This window comes from Flavobacterium sp. B183 (genome assembly GCF_023539155.1).
Classification (GTDB): domain Bacteria; phylum Bacteroidota; class Bacteroidia; order Flavobacteriales; family Flavobacteriaceae; genus Flavobacterium; species Flavobacterium tructae.
In genome coordinates, this window is record NZ_CP097434.1 from 519,090 (window position 1) to 542,099 (window position 23,010).

The 23,010-nt window shown below is 34.9% G+C and carries 18 protein-coding genes; all 18 read right to left on the minus strand.

Annotated elements, in window-relative coordinates:
- Nucleotides 1-198: 198 nt before the first annotated feature.
- Nucleotides 199-1,425, minus strand: coding sequence for a 3-phosphoshikimate 1-carboxyvinyltransferase (aroA, locus tag M4I44_RS02430; RefSeq protein WP_017496165.1), 1,227 nt, complete (start codon nt 1,423-1,425; stop codon nt 199-201).
- 81 nt (nt 1,426-1,506) lie between these two features.
- Nucleotides 1,507-1,833, minus strand: coding sequence for a nucleotide pyrophosphohydrolase (locus tag M4I44_RS02435; protein WP_012022600.1), 327 nt, complete (start codon nt 1,831-1,833; stop codon nt 1,507-1,509).
- A 43-nt stretch (nt 1,834-1,876) separates the two neighbouring features.
- Nucleotides 1,877-3,844 carry a DUF3857 domain-containing protein gene (locus M4I44_RS02440; protein WP_249966414.1) on the minus strand — a complete coding sequence of 656 codons (1,968 nt, stop codon included), beginning with the start codon at nt 3,842-3,844 and terminating at the stop codon, nt 1,877-1,879.
- A 50-nt stretch (nt 3,845-3,894) separates the two neighbouring features.
- Nucleotides 3,895-5,802 (minus strand): DUF3857 domain-containing protein, encoded by a 1,908-nt coding sequence (locus M4I44_RS02445; protein WP_249966415.1) that lies wholly within the window; start codon nt 5,800-5,802, stop codon nt 3,895-3,897.
- A gap of 65 nt (nt 5,803-5,867) precedes the next feature.
- The gene (gene dtd / locus M4I44_RS02450; RefSeq protein ID WP_017496168.1) at nt 5,868-6,320 is read right to left on the minus strand and encodes a D-aminoacyl-tRNA deacylase; all 453 of its coding nucleotides are present in this window, start codon (nt 6,318-6,320) and stop codon (nt 5,868-5,870) included.
- A gap of 90 nt (nt 6,321-6,410) precedes the next feature.
- On the minus strand, nt 6,411-7,388 hold the full coding sequence (gene rsgA, locus M4I44_RS02455; RefSeq protein WP_026109952.1) for a ribosome small subunit-dependent GTPase A: 978 nt from the start codon (nt 7,386-7,388) through the stop codon (nt 6,411-6,413).
- A 137-nt stretch (nt 7,389-7,525) separates the two neighbouring features.
- Nucleotides 7,526-10,171, minus strand: a complete 2,646-nt coding sequence (locus tag M4I44_RS02460; RefSeq protein ID WP_249966416.1) for a TonB-dependent receptor plug domain-containing protein — start codon at nt 10,169-10,171, stop codon at nt 7,526-7,528.
- A 164-nt stretch (nt 10,172-10,335) separates the two neighbouring features.
- Nucleotides 10,336-10,887, minus strand: a complete 552-nt coding sequence (locus M4I44_RS02465; protein ID WP_249966417.1) for a VIT domain-containing protein — start codon at nt 10,885-10,887, stop codon at nt 10,336-10,338.
- Nucleotides 10,888-11,104: 217 nt separating this feature from the next.
- On the minus strand, nt 11,105-12,187 hold the full coding sequence (locus M4I44_RS02470) for a bifunctional 3-deoxy-7-phosphoheptulonate synthase/chorismate mutase type II (RefSeq protein ID WP_249966418.1): 1,083 nt from the start codon (nt 12,185-12,187) through the stop codon (nt 11,105-11,107).
- 12 nt (nt 12,188-12,199) lie between these two features.
- Nucleotides 12,200-13,057, minus strand: a complete 858-nt coding sequence (locus tag M4I44_RS02475; protein ID WP_017496172.1) for a prephenate dehydrogenase — start codon at nt 13,055-13,057, stop codon at nt 12,200-12,202.
- 24 nt (nt 13,058-13,081) lie between these two features.
- Nucleotides 13,082-14,167, minus strand: a complete 1,086-nt coding sequence (locus M4I44_RS02480; RefSeq protein WP_249966419.1) for a hypothetical protein — start codon at nt 14,165-14,167, stop codon at nt 13,082-13,084.
- A gap of 109 nt (nt 14,168-14,276) precedes the next feature.
- Nucleotides 14,277-15,422, minus strand: coding sequence for a pyridoxal phosphate-dependent aminotransferase (locus M4I44_RS02485; protein ID WP_249966420.1), 1,146 nt, complete (start codon nt 15,420-15,422; stop codon nt 14,277-14,279).
- 103 nt (nt 15,423-15,525) lie between these two features.
- Complete coding sequence (locus M4I44_RS02490; RefSeq protein WP_249966421.1) at nt 15,526-16,365, minus strand: prephenate dehydratase; 840 nt, start codon at nt 16,363-16,365, stop codon at nt 15,526-15,528.
- Between the two features lie 492 nt (nt 16,366-16,857).
- Nucleotides 16,858-17,052 (minus strand): hypothetical protein, encoded by a 195-nt coding sequence (locus M4I44_RS22570; RefSeq protein WP_371922991.1) that lies wholly within the window; start codon nt 17,050-17,052, stop codon nt 16,858-16,860.
- Nucleotides 17,053-17,157: 105 nt separating this feature from the next.
- The gene (locus tag M4I44_RS02495) at nt 17,158-17,364 is read right to left on the minus strand and encodes an addiction module protein (RefSeq protein ID WP_017496176.1); all 207 of its coding nucleotides are present in this window, start codon (nt 17,362-17,364) and stop codon (nt 17,158-17,160) included.
- A 162-nt stretch (nt 17,365-17,526) separates the two neighbouring features.
- Nucleotides 17,527-18,693 carry a DUF1501 domain-containing protein gene (locus M4I44_RS02500; RefSeq protein WP_249966422.1) on the minus strand — a complete coding sequence of 389 codons (1,167 nt, stop codon included), beginning with the start codon at nt 18,691-18,693 and terminating at the stop codon, nt 17,527-17,529.
- 11 nt (nt 18,694-18,704) lie between these two features.
- Nucleotides 18,705-20,102: a DUF1800 domain-containing protein gene (locus tag M4I44_RS02505; protein WP_249966423.1), complete on the minus strand. Its 1,398-nt coding sequence runs from the start codon at nt 20,100-20,102 to the stop codon at nt 18,705-18,707.
- A 400-nt stretch (nt 20,103-20,502) separates the two neighbouring features.
- On the minus strand, nt 20,503-22,896 hold the full coding sequence (locus M4I44_RS02510) for a ribonucleoside-diphosphate reductase subunit alpha (RefSeq protein ID WP_017496179.1): 2,394 nt from the start codon (nt 22,894-22,896) through the stop codon (nt 20,503-20,505).
- Between the last annotated feature and the right edge of the window lie 114 nt (nt 22,897-23,010).

A 23,010-nucleotide genomic window follows, 5' to 3' on the forward strand; every position in this document is an offset into this window, starting at 1 on the left:
TGCCCCTTAGAGTTCCTTAAAAATGAAAGTTTTAGCTTTTCTTTAACTTTAGAAGAAACCAAAGTTCATTTAATCCGAACTCCTGAAAAATCGCTGTTGCTTTTCCCGATCAAAATCAAAAATAAATCCACAAAAAAACCTCCGGTTGGAACCGGAGGTTATTGAATTATGTTCAGCTCTTAAATGAGCTTCTATTTTTTATAGTGTTTCGACAATTTCAAAGTTTAATACTTTCAAATCATTCCAGAAATCAGGGTATGATTTTGAAACTACTTCGGCATCTTCAATAACAATAGGCACTTTTAAAGCCAAGGGTGCAAATGCCATTGCCATGCGGTGATCATTGTAAGTCGCAATCTTCACATTGTGCTTAATATTTTCTGATGCCACCAAAGTCAAACTGTCATTGGTTACTGAAATGTCAGCCCCTAATTTTGTAAGCTCGATTCGCAACGCTTCCAATCGGTCTGTCTCTTTAATTTTCAAGGTATGAAGACCTGTTAAATGACAGCCTATTCCCAAACCTAAACAAGTTACTACTATTGTTTGCGCAATATCCGGAGTATTGTTCAATTCAAAATTTACATTTTCAAACTTAAAATCCTCTTGTTTGACCAAAGTCATTTTATTGTTCTGAAAAGTAGTTTTCACTCCCAATTTTTCATAAAGTGATACCAATTCAGAATCTCCTTGTAAGCTGTTTTCCTTGTAACTGCTTAACGTTATAGAAGCAGTATCTGCCAAAGCCACTAAACTAAAGAAGTACGAAGCCGAACTCCAATCTGATTCTACTACCATTTCTTTAGAAGCTACTTCTGTTTTTGGATATACTTTGATCACATTTCCTTCAAAACTGGTCTGAATATCTAAATCATTTAGCAAAGCCAAAGTCATTTTGATGTATGGAATCGAAGTGATTTCACCTTCTAAAGTCAATTCTAAGCCATTCTCCAGTTTTGGTGCCACTAATAAAAGTGCCGAAATATACTGACTGCTTACGTTGGCTGCCAAAGTTACTTTTGAAGCGGTTACTTTTTTTCCTTTGATTCGAATTGGCGGATAACCTTCTTCTTTTTCATAAGAAATCTCAACTCCCAATTGTTCTAAAGCTTCTACCAAAATCTTTATTGGGCGCTCCTGCATTCTGCTGGAACCCGTCATGACTACTTCGCGGCCTTCATTTACTGCAAAGTAGGCTGTTAAAAAACGCATCGCCGTTCCTGCATGATGAATGTCTATGATTTCGTCATGGCCAATTAGTGCTTTTTGCATTACCTCACTATCATCGGAGTTTGAAGTATTGGCTAAAGTAATATTTGGGAACAGTGCTTTTAATAACAACAAACGATTGGTTTCGCTTTTTGATCCGGTTACTGCAATTTGTCCTTGTAAATTATGTTGAGTGGTTTGGAGTAGTAAATTCATTATTGGGTAATTATATTATAGCATTTTTGCAAATCTATTTTAAATAAAGGACACTCCAAAACTTTACCAGGACTTATCACATTATTTTAATTTATCGTTGTTTTTATGACGGTCTTTATCGCGAACTGATTTTAAATCCATTTTTTTATCAAAAGCAGCTTGTAAATCTATTCCGGTTTGATTGGCCAGACAGAGTACTACAAAAACAACATCGGCCAGTTCTTCTCCTAAATCTTTATTTTTATCGCTTTCTTTCTCTGACTGTTCTCCATACCTGCGGGCAATAATACGAGCGACTTCACCTACTTCTTCTGTAAGTTGTGCCATATTGGTTAATTCGTTAAAATAACGAACGCCGTGTTCTTTAATCCAGGTATCGACATCTAGTTGTGCATTTTTCAAATCCATAGTTCTATTTTTCAACAAAAATAATTCTAATCTTTTAATACCGCTAGATTCTCTTTAAAACAATTTTCTCTGTTTCTTTAGCGATCATCCCTTTGTAATACTCTTTTAGCATTTCATATTTTTCAGTAGATACAATTGCATCATTAATCTGGTGTTGCACTGTGATTTGTAAAAGATTATCGTTTGCTGCAATGTTAAACTTAAAAGTTCCTAAATTCTCTTCCATATTAAAAATCGCTGGCGCAGGTAATGTTTCTACTGCGAATCCTTCAGGAATTTTAAGCGTAATATTGTATTTATCAGTAAACGGGAAACCAAAATCTACCGGATATTCTCTCACTTCCTGTTTGAATGGGTTTTCCTGATTTGCAAAAAACAACATAGGACTCACATATATTTTACCGCCAATTACTTCACATAAATTACTTCCTGTAAAAGAGTACGATTCTACAATAGGCAATAGAATATCTTTTTCATTGGTTTTTGAGTACTCACTGATTTCAATTTTATTGTTTTGATTTTCCAATTTTTCCAGATATTCCTCTTCTTTGAGACTGGAAATGTTATGTCTCGTAATCACAGCATTGTAATCCGTACACTGTCTTCTAGCTTTTCCTGTGATTTTACCATCAGGATCAACACTATAATTCATAAATACAATGTCATTCGACGATTTTTTAGGCATCAAATCTACCTCTTCAGAGCTTCCGTCTTTTCTAATCAATCGACCGTACCAATTTAGGGCTCTAAGTGGCAAAACATTAGGGGTTGAATACTTATCTGAAGCATCTAGAAGTATATTCCCCTCTGGCGTTTCAACTGCCGCAATCACATAATTAAAAGCGGTTCTGTTTGGAAAAAGCGAAATCCCGTTAGAACGTGTACTCACTAAAACAGGATTTGCTGTTAAGCCCGCATAACGCAACATCGCGGTAAGCATTAAATTAATATCAGCAATATTTCCTGTCTTTTCCTTATACGCTTTCTTAACGCCATTATCTGTATAATATCCAAAATAATCATTCCATTTCACATTTTCTTTCACATGATGCAGAACAACGAGTATTTTTTCTTCAAGGCTATTTTTCCCCTCCAGTTTCTTTTTCAAATCTTCTTCAAAATATCCTGTCTTGCTTAACTCTGCACCAAAATCCTTGTTTTCGTAAATCGTTTTCACAACCGAGTTCCAATCTACTGAATACATTTTAAACTCTGCACGCGGAAATTTAGTCATCGACAGTTCATGCTGAATACTTGCCGTATAATTATCAATATTATTTACAAAAGCCTCCTCTTTCATAGCCGGAAAATCTTTGGCCACATAAGTTGTTTTGGTTTCCTGATAATCTAATTTGTCTGTAGAAAATGTTGTCGAGCTGTTCAGCCAACCATTTCTTTCTTTACTTGTAAAAGTGAGCGTCTTTAAAGCTTTCTCTACTGTAGTTTTGGGAAAAATATACCCTTTCTGTCTTGGATTAAACACATAATACTCCGGAATATAAGTTGTAAATTCTGAATAATCTACAGGAATACTCGTTTGAAAATCCCATTCTCTGATCATTCGATCGCTTGGACATCTTAAAACATATCTAAACTCCAGAACAGAGCCTTCTTTTACATTAGGCATGGTAATCTTTTTTTGCGCTCTGAATTTATTAACTACTTCGTCAAACACTCCATCACTCTTAAGCTTTGTTTTTTCGATTTTACCTCCCACTAAATTATAGGTAACTGCATCGCTAAATGTTACCTTTTCTTTAAAGTCATTCTCGTTATAATACCATACTTTTTGATTTGCCCAATCGTATCCTTCCTTTTTATAGATTTTAATTCTGGTTTCGACTTCCGTTACCACAACAAAGCCTTGCGTTTCATCGTATTCAAATCTGGCCGTTCCTTTTCTATACAAAATAGCAGCCGCCGCTGATGAATCTTTAGGGTGTACTTTCTGTTCTAATTCAGCAACAGACACTTTTCCTAATTTAAACTCTTGTGCTGTTACTTTGAACATACAGAGCAACACAATTAAAAAACTTAAAAATTTGATTGGTTTCATTTTGATTAATTCTTGGTTAGTATAATTTTGGCATTATCATTTTTTGCTATCTGCTCCATAAAAAGACGATAGTCATCGTATTCTTTGTTGGAATATTTTCCTTTATTCAAAAACAGCGAGCGTTTGTAGAGTAATTTATTATTTTCTTTTTTGATGATTTCAGTTTTATATTCGCCGAACTTTCCTTTTAACTCAAAGTTTGAAGGCAAAAACTCTATAGCAAAACCTGCTGGTAAATTGACCTCAATCTCGTCTGTATCTGCATATCCACGCTGAATCTGAAAGGGGTTTTTTCTGTTTCGGATTCTCTTTACGTTTGTGGCGCTTTGATTAAATGCATCAACGGCAAAAATTAGTTTATTCCCTGAAACTGTTGCATAATTCAAAGCACTAAGCTGAACATCTTCGGTAAAACGTATTGTCTCTTTGTTATTGTTCAAAGTTATTTTACCCAATTTCAGATTGTTGATGTTATCCCAATACTCTTTGTAATGTGCTTCTTTTTCCGTTGGCTGTAAATGCTCTATTCGTGTTTTCGAAGCGTATTGAGATCCTTCTGAATTTATTAAAATAGAACCGGAAAAATGTCCGCTTTCATCTATTGTATAAGTTCCTTTTTCGATTTGAGTATTCCCCTTATCTTCATAGATATTAGTCCTTACAATTTCTGCTCCCTCAGGTTTAACAACCAATACATCTCTATCATCGGTAAAAGTTCCCTGATATCCAAAAGGATCGTCCTGACTTGTACATTCTAACCAGGTATACTGATTGCCATTCGGAATTGATAGAATCATGTGATTTCCCTGCATGGAAACAAAATCAGATTCGATATTTGTTTTATTAGAATCTCCGTATAAAATTGTATTATAAGACGGAACATCTACGGCTTGTAAAAGTGCTTTAGTATAATTGGTTAAAGCTTTACAATCGCCATAACCCAAGCGGTCAACATCGGTCGCCAGCATAGGTTTCCAACCACCAATTCCAACTTGAATACTTACATATCTGGATTTTTTTTGAACAAAATCGTAAACCAATTTTGCTTTTTTAATCGGGTCTTTTTCGTTGCCAACAATCGCTTTTATTTTAACTTTGGTTTCCTCTGGCAAATCGGTTGTTCCGGAAAGTATTTTTTCAGAATACCATTTACCAAAATCAGTCCAATTTGTGGCGGTACCGTCAACGCCTTCCAGATGAAAATGTTCTAATCCCATCATAACTTTAGGAAAAAGATCTCTGTATACCGGACTATAATCTTCCTGTTTTTGGGCTAAAATAGTACTTGCAGTATAAGAAAGCTGCGTACTGGTATCGGTTGTTTTCTTTACGTTGAACCCTGAAAATTGAAGTTCTTTCTTTTTAAATCCCAAATCAGCAGGATAGACGACATTTAGAACTGCTTTTTCAATGCTGGTATAAAACCCTTTTAAAGGCATCCAACTTGGAATAAAAGCAGTTGAAGAAGTTTGGACCTCACTGCTAAACTCAACTGTGAAAGGATAGGAAATTGGAGTATAGTCTAAATATATAACACGACTATCAGAAAAGAGCGTACTACCTCCAACAACGCTCTGATCTTTAAAATCTTTCCTTTTTACTTTTTTAATTTCCTTACCAAAAGCATCATAAACTACCGCCTCGATACTCCTCACCGAAGTTGATTTATCATAATATTCATGAGCTTGTATTGCGCTAAGTCCTTTTTCGTTTAAAACCGTAACAACACGACGATTTTTAGCGTTCATAGTTCGTTGAGACAAAATCGCTATATCAATCTGATCGAAACGAACTACTGCATTGGCATTTTCTTTAAGACTGTCGGCAATTGCAGCTGAACTATATTCGCTCTTCTGAGCTGTTAAAACAAAGGTGAAAAAGAAGAAAAATAACGTAAGAACTAGGCTTTTCATTTAGTAAGTAATTTCGCCAAATATAATTTTTTTTTAGAAATTCTTAACACTCGTCTAATATTTTTTTAATCTCTGTTTTTACTGTCTATTAAAATAGTCACAGGTCCGTCATTAACCAGACCAACTTTCATATCGGCACCGAAAATTCCTGCCTGTATTTTTTTATTGAATTCCCTTTCTAAGGATTGTAAAAAATTCTCATACATCGGTATTGCAAAGTCCGGTTTTGCCGCTTTTATATATGAAGGACGATTCCCCTTTTTAGTAGAAGCATGAAGTGTAAACTGACTCACTACAATAATATCTCCATCGATATCCTGAATTGAACAATTCATAACATCGTTTTCGTCTGCAAAAATTCTCATTTTTATGATTTTACCCACCAGCCAATCAATATCTTCCTGCGTATCGGCTTCTTCTATTCCCACTAAAACCAATAAACCTTTCTGAATATCTGCAACTTTTTTCTGATCGACTGTTACGGATGCTTCTGAAACTCTTTGCAGTACTATTCTCATTTATGTAAGTCTTAAAGTTGAAAGTTATAAAGCCAAAAAGTTAAAAAAAGTCCTTTCGAAACTTTTTAAACATCGACCTTTTAACTGAATTTATTTTCTCGTTTCATCACTCGCTGCACGATCATCACCATAAGTATCCGTGCGGTAATGCTCTTCGTCTCCTTCCAAAATCTTAAGATAACTATTATAGCGGGACCAGGCGATTTCATCTTTTTCCAAAGCGGCTTTGATCGCACAATGTGGTTCTTCTTTATGTAAACAGTTGTTAAACTTGCACTGATCTTTTAATCGGAAGAATTCCGGAAAATAACCGCTTATTTCTGAAGGTTCCATATCAACAATTCCAAAACCTTTTATTCCCGGGGTATCGATAATCTGCGCATTAAAAGACAGATCGTACATTTCGGCAAAAGTGGTGGTGTGCTGCCCTTGTTTACTTTGTTCTGAAATTACAGTAGTTTTAAGATGCAAACTTGGTTCCATCGCATTGACCAATGTTGATTTTCCAACACCGGAATGTCCGGAAAACATACTTACTTTACCCACCATCATTTCTTTAAGCTTATCCACTCCTTTATTCTCTGTCGAAGAAATACGGAGGCACTTATATCCTATTTCCTGATAAATGTGTTGTAGATAAAGCTGTTCGTCCAAAGTATTTTCATCCAAAGTATCGATTTTATTAAAAATCAAAACAGCTTCAATTCCATACGCTTCGGCTGTAACTAAAAAACGATCTATAAAACTCGTTGTTGTTGGCGGATTATTAATCGTAATCAGTAAAAAAACCTGATCAATATTGGATGCAATGATATGAATCTGTTTGGATAAATTAACCGATTTACGAACGATATAGTTTTTTCTTTCGTGAATATTAAAAATCGTTCCGGTTACCGCATCTGAAGTTTGCTCCAATTCATAATCAACAATATCACCTACAGCAATTGGATTGGTGCTCTTAATACCCTTCATCCTAAACTTCCCTTTCATACGGCATTCTATAAAATCACCCTTTTCTGATTTCACAGTGTACCAACTTCCTGTAGATTTATATACGATTCCTGTCATTCTATATTTTTAGATTGCTGATTTTAGTTTTTAGATTATTCTTTGAACTAAAAAATAAAAGGCAAAATTACGTTTTTAGAATTGAACAACGCAACTTCGCCTTTTAAAATTAAAGGCTTACTCTTTATTTGAAAGATTTACCAGATAATTTCGGCTAAAATATCATTCTCTTTAACTTTTCCTAACTGAATCGTTTTTAAAGTTCTGGACGTTTTTCCTGCTCTTGTAATATAAATTTCGACCATTAATGTTGCTGGACCATTTTCAGTTAATTCAGTTTCTCCAAAATAATCGGTTTTAATTTTATATTTCCCCTTTATTGCATTTCGAATTATATATTGCTCCGGCCCATAACCTTCTGTAAAATCTTTAGAAAATCTTCCTCCAATTTGTGTAGAAGTATGGCTGTAATAACATTCTTCATTTGTTGGCTCAATTACATGTAAATCCAAATCAACATCCATTTGGTTCCAGTTCATGATAACTCTGATATCAACCGGCATTTTTGCAAGGTACTTTTTATCAAGCTTACCCGTTTTTATGCCAGAATGTTCTGTCATCATTCGATTAACATCCATTAGAATAATATCCTCTACACCTTCATACTGGCCACTCATTTCTCCATAATAATTCACTTCAAGCGCTTTAATTAATTGATCAAAAGCTTCTTGATATTTTCCTGCATCTTCTAGTGTTAAAGCATAATCTCTAAGACTCTGTGGTTCATGTTCTCTCCATTTTGCCACTTGTTTTGCAGTAAAAACTGCATCATTATGATCTTTCCACTGACGCAAAGTATAAGTCAAAGTTTTATAAAGCTGATGATTCTCTAACCCTAAATCAGCAATATTACTAAGGATCAGCAACGCTTTTTTTACATCGCCCTGATTGTAGAAAAAATGAGCCGCATCAAAATAAAAACTTGGGTTCCTTTCCTGTGCTTTTCGTAATTCAAAATACAAATCATATTGTTTTTCTTTTGGAGCTGAGGCCAACGCTTTTAAATACAATCGATCTGGATTCCAACTTTTTGTTTCTACAACTCCACTATTCGAAAAGTCCTTTTTCGTTGTTATGATAGTAACTCCATTTGCCCCTCTGCTACCATATGTAGAAATTCTCGACGGATCTTTCAACACCTCTACCGAAGCGATATCATCTGACTTTAAATCGGTTAATTCACCCTCATAAAACTGACCATCAACAATAATTAAAGGCTTTTTTGAATCTCCGGCTAAATAACCTCCATTAAAATTTGAATCTTCTGAAAAATCTTTATTTTTTAATGTGCCTTCTTCAAGAGCTCCTGTTAAATCTGATTTTTTTTGAGTACCATACCCTACTACAACTACTTCTTGTAATTCTTCGCTGTTTGAAACTTTATTAATTTCTTCGCTTCCTACTTTTTTATCTTTTATATCAGCAATTTTTGGTATATCCTCAGTAACTTCTTCCGCTTTTGCTACCACTGGCGCAACAAATTTAACCTGATCTACTTTTGGTGCAGAAGCAGTATTATATACATTGTTGTCTTCAATTACTGTCGCGACTGTTCCTGCGCCAACAGGTTCATCTACAGTCAATACTGCATCAGGATCTCCTTTTATAGTCTCTTGATAAACTGTGCCTCCATCTCTACCTAAACCAGGCGGCGGAAGTTGCCTTTTGTATTTATACTTAGACGCAATTTTCTGCCCTTTGTATTGAACATTCTTTTTCCACCAAATATTTAATTCCTTAAAATAATTTTCAATACTTTCCCAATTATTTTTTTGCTGCGCCAGTGTAGCATCATGTTCCTGTTTTTTAATTCGGTCAAATTCGGCACGCAATTCTGCTGGCGGCATAATATCATAAGAAATATAATCGCGAATATCTTCCAGAACAATCAATGAAGTATTCTTTGTTATGATTCCGTATTTCTTGCCCAGAAGCTCGATTTCATCTGCATTTTTGTCATATTGAAAATCGAGGTTGGCAATTTTTTTCTGCGCCCAAAGTTTTTCAATATTTACTTCTTTGGTAGCTTGAATAGCAGCTTCAAGCGTAATTTTTCGTTCCAAAACTACTTGGTTGCCGTAACCAAAAAGAAGTGTAATCTCATTTTTCGGATTCAAAGAAATCCCCGAAAAACTAAAATTTCCCGAAACCGAAGTTCCTTCTATAGGAAATACATCAGTTACCGTTAAATTCTCCTTTATTCCAAGAAACTTTAAATTAGTATTTACCAATTTATCTAAAGCAGCTTCAGCATTTATCTGATTTAAATTGATGAAATTTCCGCCGGTTTTCATTGAAGAAAAGTTGAGAAAAGCAAAATCTGAAGAAACTGAAGAGGTAATTATGTAAAGAGGTTTCCTCGTTTTGGGTAAAAGATTTTCACTCAAAGAAGATAATCCATCTGTGAAAAATAAAAATTCATCCTGGTTTTCAAAACTGATTTGTGAAAAACGAGTTCCGCCATCGTATTTCGTATTTTCTAAAACTGCTTTTAATTCGGACCAATTTCCATCAGAAACTACAAATTCTTTTCGTTTTTCGAAAGTATAATTCAAAAAGTACAGGGTAACTTTTGTATTTTTTATTTTCTGGAAATAAACATTTAACAAATCCAGTTCCTTTTTTAAATCTCTATTCTGACAGCTAAGCGAGTTATCCCAAATTAAACCAATCGAAGCTAGTGTCTTTTTCGCTGTTTTATTCCCTTCTACAAAAGTATTCCCGTAAAAATAATGTTGGCCACCAACATCCTGCATCAATACACTTGAAATATTCTGCTGCAATGGAATTTTAAAAACTATTTTTTCTGCAGGCTGATAGTTTTCTTTTTTGATCGAAGCCTGAAAAGATTGGTTCCATTTTGAAAAAGTAATCTCGTTTCCTGAATTCTCAGTAACTGTTGGTGCCGTTGAAGCTCCTAAAACTGATACATTAATTTCAAACTGATCTATTTTTTTGGAAAACGGCTCATCAATTGATACACCAGATTGTCTTTATCAAAAGCCGAAAGTTCTTCTTCGTAACCAATAATCACGGTTCGTTCTCCATTTGGCAGTAACGGATAAATTCTCGTTCTAAAATTATTCCCATCTACTTTCTCCAGTAATCCCGGGTCAACACGACGATATTCAATCGCTTCAAAAACCTGTTTCCCTTTATTTTTATTAACCGGAACTGCTTCACGTATTTTTCCGTTAATATCAATAGCATATCTGGAAACCGAAACATTTTCCGGTAACGGAAAAATAAGTTCTGCCTCCATCTGACGGGTTCCTGAATTAAAAAAGTGCATTTCGGCAGTAGTATAAGCAATGTTTCCTACCACTTTTACATTGACGAAAAGTTTGTTCATTCTCACTTTTTCAGCATCCTCTCCTTTAACCGTTAGTTCAGGACTTTGTGCGAAACTTTTTATTCCCATAAACAAAAAGAATAAAAACAATACATGCAAATTCATCCGAAAAATGCCCGGCACAGACGAAAACAATTTTGACTTCATGATACGAAAATTTAGGTTTATACTTTTATAGAGAACAAAAAACATCAAAAGGTTGGGAAGATACTATTTATTTCAAAAAAAAATCTCCAAAGCCCAAAAGCAAAGGAGATTTAATGTAAAAAAAACAATCTATTTTTAAAATTGTGACATAAGAAAATCGTAGAACAGCGTTTAAAAAGTTCTAGTTAACTTATATCACTTATGTGCTTAGAAAAAATTATGCATTGAAAACTTTTTCCTGGTGACCAATACTTTCCTGGTGAATTGCTTTAAACATTCTCAAAACGAATTCTTCGGTAAGTCCTTTTTTCTCTCCTTCCAAAATCATTTTTCCTAAGATTTCATTCCAACGGTTATTTTGAAGAATCGCAACGTTTGCATCTTTTTTCACCTGCCCGATTTCATCAGCAACTTTCATACGTTTTCCAAGCAACTCTAATAAGTTAGCATCCAAAACATCAATGTTTGCTCTTAATTTCTTCATTTTTTGGTTGTACTCGTCTGTAGTATCATCTGTTTTTCTGATGGTCAAATCTTTTATGATTTGCTTCAAGGCATCCGGAGTTACTTGTTGAGCGGCATCACTCCAGGCATTGTCCGGATCGTAATGCGTTTCGATAATCATACCATCGTAATTTAAATCTAATGCTTCCTGAGTCACTTCGAAAATCATGTTACGGTTTCCGGTAATATGAGACGGATCGATGATTAATGGCAGATCAGGGAATTTATTTTGCAATTCGATTGCAATTTGCCATTCCGGAATGTTTCTGTATTTTGTTTTTTCGTAAGTCGAAAATCCTCTGTGAATCACCCCTAATTTTTCGATTCCTGCCATGTGCAAACGCTCCACACCACCTAACCATAAAGCTAAATCAGGGTTTACCGGGTTTTTAACCAAAACGATTTTGTCTGTTCCTTTCAAAGTATCTGCAATTTCCTGAACTGCAAAAGGGTTTGCCGTTGTACGGGCACCTACCCATAAAACGTCGATATCGTGTTCTAAAGCCAATTTACAGTGTGCTGCAGTTGCTACTTCAGTTCCCATTAATAAACCGGTTTCAGCTTTTGCTTTTTGTAACCATTTCAAACCAATTTCTCCAACACCTTCAAATCCTCCCGGACGCGTTCTTGGTTTCCAGATTCCCGCTCTGAATACACTAACTTTTGAATCTTTCAACTCATGTGCAATTTTCAATACCTGATCTTCTGTCTCTGCGCTGCATGGTCCTGCTATCACAAGTGGGTGATTTAAATTGAAATCTTCTAACCACTTTCTCATTTCTTTCTTATTTTCCATCTTTGTTATAGTTTATTTTTTAATTGTTAATCCGTTTAGTATTTCTTTAATTTTATTGGTGCTTTCCATTTCTTCAAAAATGGCGCTATAATCTTCTTCTTTCAGCAAATCTCTAAACCGACTGAGATTTGAAATGTATGCTTCTAAAGTTTCGAGAACGTATTCTTTATTCTGCTCAAAAATGGGGGTCCACATCGCGGGAGAACTTTTGGCCAGACGTACTGTACTTTCAAATCCGCTTCCCGCCATATCGAAAATATCCTGTTCGTCTTTTTCTTTATTCATGACCGTTTTCCCAAGCATAAATGAACTGATGTGCGATAAATGCGACACATAAGCAATGTGTTTATCGTGCGACACCGGATCCATGTATCGAATCCTCATTCCTATTTCACTGAAAAGCTTTAATGCCTTTTCCTGCAATTTAAAAGTGGTTTTTTCCACCTCGCAAATAATATTCGTTTTCCCTTTAAACAACCCTCTTATCGCCGCCGAAGGCCCCGAGAACTCTGTACCGGCTATTGGATGTGTAGCAATAAAATTTCTTCTCTTTGGGTGGCTTGCTACTGCATCGCAAATTGGTTTTTTAGTCGACCCTACTTCAAAAACGATTGTTTTATCGCCCACTAAATCCAGTACTTTTGGCAAAACCGTTAGTGCCACATCTACAGGAACCGAAACAATTACAAAATCAGCTCCTGACAAATCTTCAAAATGTCCTTCCTGATCAATAACTCCTAAATCAATTGCTTCCTGCAAGTGTTTTTCGTTACTGTCAATTCCAAAAACAGCTGCATTTGGATGTTGGTCCTTGATATCCAACACCATCGAACCGCCAATTAATCCTATTCCTATTACGTATATTTTCATATTTTTTTACTTGACTATTTCCAGTTATTCACTTCTTAGTATAAGGCAAGCATCATTTATTTCTGAAAATTGTCCAGAAATCTCAGAACGCAATTTTATTCCCAATTCCACTTCTTTTTGAGGAAGTCCATTTAAAATTTCATTTGATCGCAATTTTTGTAAAGCGCTTGGTAAATAATTGCTTCTAATTAAACTATTTGCTATTACTTTACCATCTGTAATGTTATAAAGTTCCAGTAATGCATGATTATTAGAGTTAAGAACATAAGCACTCGCCTCAAAAACAACTGACTTTACATCTTTGAAATCTCTAATATCAAATCTGATCCCTCGCGAAATTGGATTTGCATATGCTGTACTTAGAGTATTCAAACTCACTCGAACTTCTACAAATACAATTCCTCCATTTCCATTACACACATATTTTGTAACTTGAACTTCTGAATTATCTAATATTTTATTATTATTTAAATCAATGCCCGATTCTATCTTTACTCCACCATTCCCACAAGCACCTCCCTTAGCTTCATCTGTAATATTAACAAGACTGAGATTTCCGTTTAAACCATTACATACATATGTTTTGTATTTCACTTCGTTATCATCTAAGACCCCATCTTTATTTAAATCTAATCCATACTCAACCTTTAATCCTCCATTTCCACAATTACCTCCTGAACTTTCATTAGTGGTTCTTGTTAAATTCGTATTTCCATCTGTTCCATTACAAACATATGCAGTAGAAGTTATTTCATTTTCTTCTAAAACACCATTTTTATTAAGATCCAATCCAGAATTTATTTTTATTCCCCCATTTTCACAACTTGCCCCTTTAGGCTCTTTGATCACAGTAGTTAAGCTATTTTTTCCATTTATACCATTACAAACATATTTTGTATTTTGAACTTCATTACCATCTAATATTCCATTGAAATTATTATCTAATCCTGTTTCAATTCTTACTCCTCCATTTTCACAATTGATTCCTGGATTTTCAACTGACATATTTACTAAAGTGTTTACTCCGTTTGACCCTTGTGATCCCTCATCACCTTCACAGGCAATAAAAGAAATTGATAGAATTAAATAAAGTAGGTGTATTCTTTTCATTTTTAGTTATTTATTTTATTAGTATTTATTAATTAAAAAAAAGCTTCGACTCCGCTCAGCCAGACAATTTGGATAAAATCTAGACTCTTGATTCTAAAATCTTATATATTTAAAATCGCTCTATCGCTTCTTGTACTTTTTCTTCTTTTACACACAATGAGAATCTGATGTATCCTTCGCCATTGCTTCCGAAAATAGTTCCCGGCGTGATGAAAATATGTTTCTCATATAATATCTCATCAATAAACTTCTCTGCTGACGCTATTCCTTCCGGAAGTTTTGCCCAAACAAATAGTCCAACACCTTCTTTGTAAACTTTGCAGCCCAATTTCTCTGCTAATTTTTCTGTTAATTCTCTACGACGTCTGTAAATTACATTTTGATCTTCGAACCAGCTTTTGCCACAATTTAAAGCTGCGACAGCGCCTTTCTGAATTCCATAAAACATACCGCTGTCCATGTTGCTTTTTACTTTCAAAACAGCATCTATAATTTCAGGATTTCCTAAAACCATCCCCACTCTCCAGCCGGCCATATTGAATGTTTTACTCAATGAATTCAATTCTAAAGCCACATCCTTTGCCCCTTCAACCTGCAGCAAACTCATTGGATTATCATTCAAAACAAAACTATACGGATTGTCGTTAACCAATAGTATGTTGTGTTTTTTAGCAAAAGCAACCAATTTTTCAAATAACGTCAAGCTTCCTCTTGCGCCCGTTGGCATATGGGGATACCCCAGCCACATCAGTTTTACTTTCTTCAGATCTAATTTCTCTAAAGCTTCAAAATCAGGTTCCCAGGCATTTGCTTCTTTCAAATCATAATAAACCGGAACTGCTCCAACCAAATTGGTTACCGAAGTATACGTTGGGTAACCCGGATTCGGAATTAAAACATGATCGCCTTCATTTAAAAATGCTAACGAAATGTGCATAATTCCTTCTTTCGAACCCATCAACGGTAAAATCTCATTGTTTGGATTCAACACAACACCAAACTGGTTCTGATAAAAATCAGCCATCCCTTTTCTCAATTCCGGCAACCCCTGATAGCTTTGATAGCCATGCCCGTTTTCCTCCTGAATTGCTGCGGCTACCGCTTCAATTACTGCTTTAGACGGACTCAAATCAGGGCTTCCGATGCCCATATTGATGATAGGTTTCCCTTCAGATTGCAGTTGACGAACTTCTCTCAATTTTGAGGAGAAGTAGTATTCTTCAACTGTATCTAATCGTTTTGCTGTTGTGATCATTTTTTTTTTTGCTTTAGGCTTTAAGCTGTATGCTTTAGGCTCATTTAAACTTTTTAACTTGTTATATTATTTTTTTGACTTTATGATTTTCGACTTTTCAACTTTAAGACTCACTTAAAGGCTTGGTGTTTTTGTATTCTCCCAATACTTTAAAATACTCTGCCATAATATTTAATAACGATTTGGCTTTTGCAAAATCCTCGTATTTCTCAAAGGTTACGTCTACGAAAAACGCATATTTCCAAGGTGTTTCAATTTTTGGAAGGGACTGAATTTTCGTCAAATTCAATTTGCAGTCACTCATTACATTTAAAACCGCTGCCAGACTTCCTCTCTTATGATCCAGTTCAAATTTAATTGAGGCTCTGTTAATTTCATTTTCCGGCAAAAATGAATTCTGCTTTTTAATGATTACAAAGCGGGTCATATTGTTTTTGATGGTTTGGATTTCAGGAGCAATAATTTCTAAATTGTACATTTCTGAAGCCGTTTTACTTGCGATCGCTGCAATTCCGGTCAATTGTTTCTCCTGAATTCTTCTTGCTGTTTCGGCCGTATCTTTATCCTCAACCAATTTAATATTTGGGTATTGTTTCAAAAAATCCATGCATTGCAATAAGGCCATCGGATGTGAATGAACCTCTTTTATATCCTCAATTTTCTGACCTTTTAAAGCCATTAAATTTTGGTGAATATTCAAATAATGCTCTCCAATAATGTGAATATTATTCTTATCAATCAAGGCATAATTCGGAATAATTGGCCCCGCAATCGAATTTTCAATAGCCATTACTGCCTGCTCAGATTTTCCTGAAAGCAGACTGTCAATTAATTCTTCAAAAGATAAACACTCATCAATATCCACGTTTTCAGAGAAATACTCCTTCACTACCTGATGGTGAAAAGATCCTTTAATACCTTGTATCGCAATTTTCGTTGTCATATATTCAAAAAAAAATCCTGATTTGCATCAGGATTGTATATTAGTTTTATTTGTCTTTTAATTTTCTCAAATAACCATAGCACAATCCTCACTTCTACTAAAGAAGAAATAAAAAGAGTTGCTAAAATAAAAACGGTTATTAGTCATTTTGTTTGTGTTTTTCAATAAATACTCTGCGAATGTATAAATTATTTTTACCGCACCAAAAAAAATAATACTTTTTATGAAACAAAAAAGGATTTCTTAACAAATTTATGATGTTTTGTAAGATAATATAAAAATATCCTCTTAAAATGAGATATTTACAATTGGTTTTTTGAAGACGCTAAGGTTCTGAGGTACTAATGTGCTACGTTTTTTCGCTATGAATTCACGAATTAATGCAAAATAATTGTGGCGTGAAATTCAATTTTCCGAATTGTGTGATTTTTTTTAAAGGAAAAAATTAGTGAATTATCCCCACTTTTTGAAACTGTTTAAATAGTGTCAATATTACAACCCTAATCTTTTAGACCATTTTTTTGGAGATCGAGAAGTATGAAAGACACCAAGTACGATTATTTCTGACTCTTCTAATCTATAATGGATCCCATAAGGAAATCTCGAAATAAATCGGATTTTTATATTTTTGTATTTCTTTTGGAAAGCATCGGGATTCCTTAAAATGGTATCAATTCCTGCTTCCAAACAAAGTTCAAAATCATAAGATAACCCAATACGCTACTCTTCATACCAAAGAACTATATCTTCAATATCAAATAATGCTTCCTTTACAAATTGAAGTTTATACAATTATCTCAAAGATTTTAAATGGGCCTTAACCTCTTCCCAAGAATACAATTCTGACTTTCCTTCTTCTAAATTTTGTATCCGAATATCTAATTCTCTTTTAACATCATCAGAAATTTCTAAATCATCTTTAGAAACACTGTCCCACAATTGCTCTGCCAAAACAATTTTTTCGGCATTACTATATTTAGATAGATTTTTAATTTCCATATTTTCAGTATTAATACATTATCAATAGTACAAAATTAATTAAAAATTGCCTTGAATAGAGTAAATTAAGAACACTATTTATTTGCCACGAATTCACAAATGATTTCAAACTATTGCAGCTTTTAAACAAAAAATTCGTGAATTCGTGGCTATCTAGCAATCCTAAAATAATCCCGAAACTGGTGCATTCTTAATTCCAATTTTAGTGTAATCGAAATTCATTTTTTGCTGTAATAATGAGCCATACACACTTCTGAAATCAATTTCATATTTCAAATCTCCATTATCCAAATTAGATAAATCAGGGTTCTTACCTAAAATTGTTCCTCGGTTGTTTCCGCCAATTATAAACATTGGCGCCGCAGTTCCGTGATCTGTACCGTTTCCGTTATCTCTAACACGTCTTCCAAATTCAGAAAAAACTACGACCGTTACATTCTGAAGCAACTTTGCCTGTTTCAAATCCTGATAAAAACTATACAAGGCGTCATTAAGCTCCCCCAATTTTCTTTCGTGCAAAGCCAGCTGATTGTCATGAGTGTCAAATCCACCCAACGAGGTATAATATACTTTAGAATTTAGATTCCCTTTAATTAGTCGGCCAATCCATTCCAGGTTTTTAGACAATTCTGTTTTCGAATAGCTAATTTCCGACTTTGATTTTGCCAATGCCTTCTGAATTTCATCCGATCCTTCTGTAACCGAATTGGCAATTTTCCGAACAAAATCCAATTGCGGATTATCAGACAAAGTTACATTTACTTCTTTATCTGATTTTACCTTAAATCGGTTTGGGTCTTTTACGGTTATAAAATTAGGCTCATTTCCTTTTAAAGCTAAATTATCGATCGAATCCAAATTTATTCCCGCTGTAGCCTGATGTCCATTGCATTGTAAATCCAAATAACGTCCTAACCAGCCTTCGTTACTATACTTATTAGAATCTGTTGCGGTTTGCCAAATTTCCTGACTTCTAAAGTGTGATCGGATGGGTTCGGGATAACCTACATTCTGAATTACAGTCAAATCTCCGTTTTGCTGTATCTGAGCCAGATCTTTCAGTGCCGGATGAAATGCCATTCCTTTATTTTTACCAATAACAACGTCTTTATTCAAAGCGATTTTTGTACGATAATCGTAATACAGCGGATTGTCGTACGGTATAAAAGTATTCAGACCATCATTCCCACCATTTAACTGAACAAACACCACACATTGCTCCCCTACAATTAAACTGCTCTGCGAACCAAATGCGTGTAAAAAATCAGGAAGTACCAACATTCCGCCGGTAAGAGTTCCTGTAAGCGTTAGAAAATTCCTTCTGTTCATGATAATAACTTCTAAATTAATTGATACTCGGGCAGTTTTGTAATATAATTGAAGAGCCGAATTACAGCAAAATTGGCGTGTTCCTCTTTTGGATCGAAATCGTATTTTAGTAAATTCTCCATGTCTTTTTGCATCGAATCATTTACTTTAAACAACAATCTGTTTGAAAGTTCCGTGATGATCGTTTTATTAGTACCATTGGCATCAAAGTCCATTTTTACATCCACTTTTTCAAAGTGCGGTTTTGGTTTTTCATCATCAGCGGTCATTGTGTTCAAAGTTTTTCGGGTAATACTTTTTCCAGAACAAAGTAAGTCGGCTGTGTTGTTGCGCTGCAGATACACCTGAGAAGTCAGCCAGGAATTTCCTCCCTCCCAGCCTTTCACATTAACCTGATTGTACAAATCCATTCCTTGCTGCTTCAGAAAAAACAAAATCATACCCTCATCAAGATCGTCGATATGCAGTTCATCTAAAAGCTGCAAAATATAAACTAACGGATCTTTGATTTTGGTTCCTGAATTCTCTTTCTTATACTCTTCGGTAAAGATCTTAGTCAACAAAGGCTGTATTTCAAATTTCACCTTTCTAAAATAATCTCCATAGTAAGTGACCAAATCTTCAGGCGGATTGTCATAAATAAACCATTCCAGAATTTTTCGGGTAATGAGATATGGAATATTTTTCTGTTCGAAAATAATATCGACCAAATCATCTGCTTTCCAATTTCCGGTTTTACCAAAATACGTTTTGTCTGTATCATCTTCAGCAAACCTTCTGTAAGCAGCCCTGTTGTCGCCGTAATTGAGTCCGGCCAGAGCTCTTGCACCGTTCTTAATGTCGCTTTCGGTATAGTTTCCAATTCCAATGGTAAACAGTTCCAATAATTCACGACTGAGATTCTCGTTGTATTTCCCTTTTTTGTTGTCAACATTATCCAGATACTTCACCATAGCATTCGATTTTATGATTTGCTTGGTAAGCTCTTTAAAATTACCAAAGGCATGTTCCCGCAAAATCATATTGTGCTGGTAAATCCAGTAATTGACTTTTACTTTTTGAGAAGTAGAGACAAAGTGATTGTGCCAAAAGCAAACCATATTCTCCCGTAATGGAAATTCGTCATTACGCATTTTTCCGATCCACCATTTTCTCAACTCCACAGCGGAATAGAATTCTTTTTTCAGCGCTTTCTTTTTTTCCTCTGAATCTGCGACTTTAATAGACTCTTTAAGTTCTTTGAGTTCTAATAATGTTTTGGGATCATCTTCCAGAAAAGCGGGGAGCTGGGTATCAAATTTTGATTGATAAGACTGCTTCAGGAATTTTTCTATTCCTAATTTTTCAATCGCATCGGATTCTTTTCCGGAAAAACCCAATCGCAATGACCAAAGATTGCTTTTTTTCATAATTCAGAAATTATTACAATAAGACTTGACTTTCTCTTAAAGGTTTAAAGAGAAGATTCTGAGTTGCTTAGTTACTAAGGTGCTAAGGCTTTAAAATCTTTGGTAATAATTAGAACGGATTTTTTTATAGGATATTACGCGCTTTACAACATTTATATACATTACAAGTTATAGTTTCAAGTCTGGAAAACCTATGACAAAATGCAGTGTATTTAACGGTTGAAACCCTGGACAATATTAAAATAGCAGTGGACAAAAACACCTCGTTCCTCTACATTGACAAAAACAAACGACAACAAAAAAAGCAGCTACCCTTACGATAACTGCTTTCTATAAACTTAAGAATAAAAATAATCTCTACTCTATCTTCTTTACTCTATTTTCTTTCTTCTAAAAATCATTAAGATCCACACATTTCACAATCTTCAGGATCTCCAGCTTGTGCTTTTAGCAACATTGCTTTGTAATCTTCAACGCTGATTGCTTCAGTTTCCGGAACTAAAGTTGGAGATGTTTCTTCTTTTTTATCGTTGTTCAACGTAAACTTAATCGCATCAACTGCTGATTTTGTTCTTAGGTAATACATTCCTGTTTTTAAACCTGATTGCCAAGCGTAGAAGTGCATTGACGTTAGTTTAGAATAGTTAGCATCCTGCATGAACAAGTTTAACGACTGAGACTGATCAATAAAATATCCTCTTTGACGTGACATATCGATAATGTCTTTCATCGACATTTCCCAAACTGTTTTATAAAGATCTTTTAAATCTTGTGGAATAATATCAATGTTTTGAACAGATCCGTTATGACGCATAATTTCTTGTTTCAAATCTTCGTTCCACAAACCTCTGTCTACTAAATCATGAAGTAAATGTTTGTTTACTACGATGAATTCTCCAGACAATACACGACGTGTATAAATGTTTGAGGTATACGGTTCGAAAGCTTCATTGTTCCCTAAAATTTGCGAAGTCGAAGCTGTTGGCATTGGCGCAACTAATAATGAGTTACGAACTCCGTGCTCCATTACTTCTTTTCTTAAGGAAGCCCAGTCCCAACGACCTGATAATTCTTCGTCTTTCAATCCCCACATATTGTATTGGAATTCTCCCTGTGACATTGGAGAACCTGCGAAAGTTGAATATGGTCCTTCTTCTTTTGCCATTTCCATAGAAGCGGTTACAGCTGCAAAGTATAAAGTTTCGAAAATTTCCTGGTTTAATGCTTTAGCCTGATCACTTGTAAATGGCATACGCAACATGATAAAAGCATCTGCTAAACCTTGCACTCCTAATCCCACCGGACGGTGACGAAGGTTAGAATTTTCAGCTTCCTTAACCGGGTAATAGTTTCTGTCGATTACCTTGTTCAGGTTACGTGTTACACGTTTCGTTACATTGTAAAGCGCTTCGTGATCGAATTTTCCGTTATCAATAAACATTGGTAATGAAATAGAAGCCAGGTTACAAACTGCAATTTCATCTTTAGAAGTGTACTCCATAATCTCTGTACACAAGTTAGACGAACGAATGGTTCCTAAATTCTTGTGATTTGATTTACGGTTTGCTGCATCTTTGTACAACATATACGGTGTTCCCGTTTCGATTTGTGATTCCAGGATTTTCTCCCATAATTCACGTGCACGAATCGTTTTTCTACCTTTTCCTCTAAATTCATAATCGGTATACAATGCTTCAAATTCTTCTCCATAAACATCGTACAAACCAGGACACTCATTAGGACACATTAAAGTCCAGGTAGTATCTTCCTGCACACGTTTCATGAATAAATCTGAAGTCCACATCGCGAAGAATAAATCTCTCGCACGCATTTCTTCTTTCCCTGTGTTTTTCTTTAAATCTAAGAAATCAAAGATATCAGCATGCCAGGTTTCGATGTAAATCGCAAAACTTCCTTTACGTTTTCCACCACCTTGGTCTACATAACGAGCAGTATCATTGAAAACTCTCAACATCGGAACAATTCCGTTTGAAGTTCCGTTTGTACCACGAATGTATGATCCCGTCGCACGGACGTTATGAATAGAAAGTCCAATTCCTCCCGCCGATTGTGAAATTTTAGCGGTTTGTTTTAAAGTATCATAAATACCATCAATACTATCGTCCTGCATGGCCAATAGAAAACAAGAAGACATTTGTGGTTTTGGAGTTCCTGCATTAAACAACGTTGGCGTTGCATGCGTAAAGAACTTTTTAGACATTAAGTCGTAGGTTTCAATTACAGCTTTTAAATCGTCAAGGTGAATACCAACCGAAACACGCATTAACATGTGCTGTGGTCTTTCGACGATTTTACCGTTTATTTTTAACAGATAAGAACGTTCTAAGGTTTTAAAACCAAAGTAATCGTAATTAAAATCTCTTGTGTAAATGATATGAGAATCTAAGAAAGCAGAGTTTTCCTGAATTACTTTAAATACTTCATCCGAAAGTAACGGAGCATCTTGTCCGTTTCTTGGATTTACGTAATTGTACATATCCTTCATCGTTTCTGAGAACGATTTTTTGGTATTGGAATGTAGATTTGAAATTGCCACACGTGCCGCCAATTGTGCATAATCAGGATGCGCAATCGTCATAGAAGCCGCCGTTTCTGCCGCAAGATTATCCAACTCAGACGTCGAAACCCCATCGTACAATCCTTCAATAACCCTCATCGCCACCTTAACAGGATCTACAAGTTCATTTAAACCATAACACAATTTTTTGATTCTTTCTGTAATCTTATCAAACATTACCGGCTCTTTATGGCCATCTCTTTTTACTACATACATAAGCTTACTTTTTTAGTTATTGAAAAAATGAAAGTCTCGGGAATAACGAATTCCAAGGCTTAAACATTGTGTGTTTTTAAATTATTTTTTGAGAATTGCAGGATTCTCAATAGT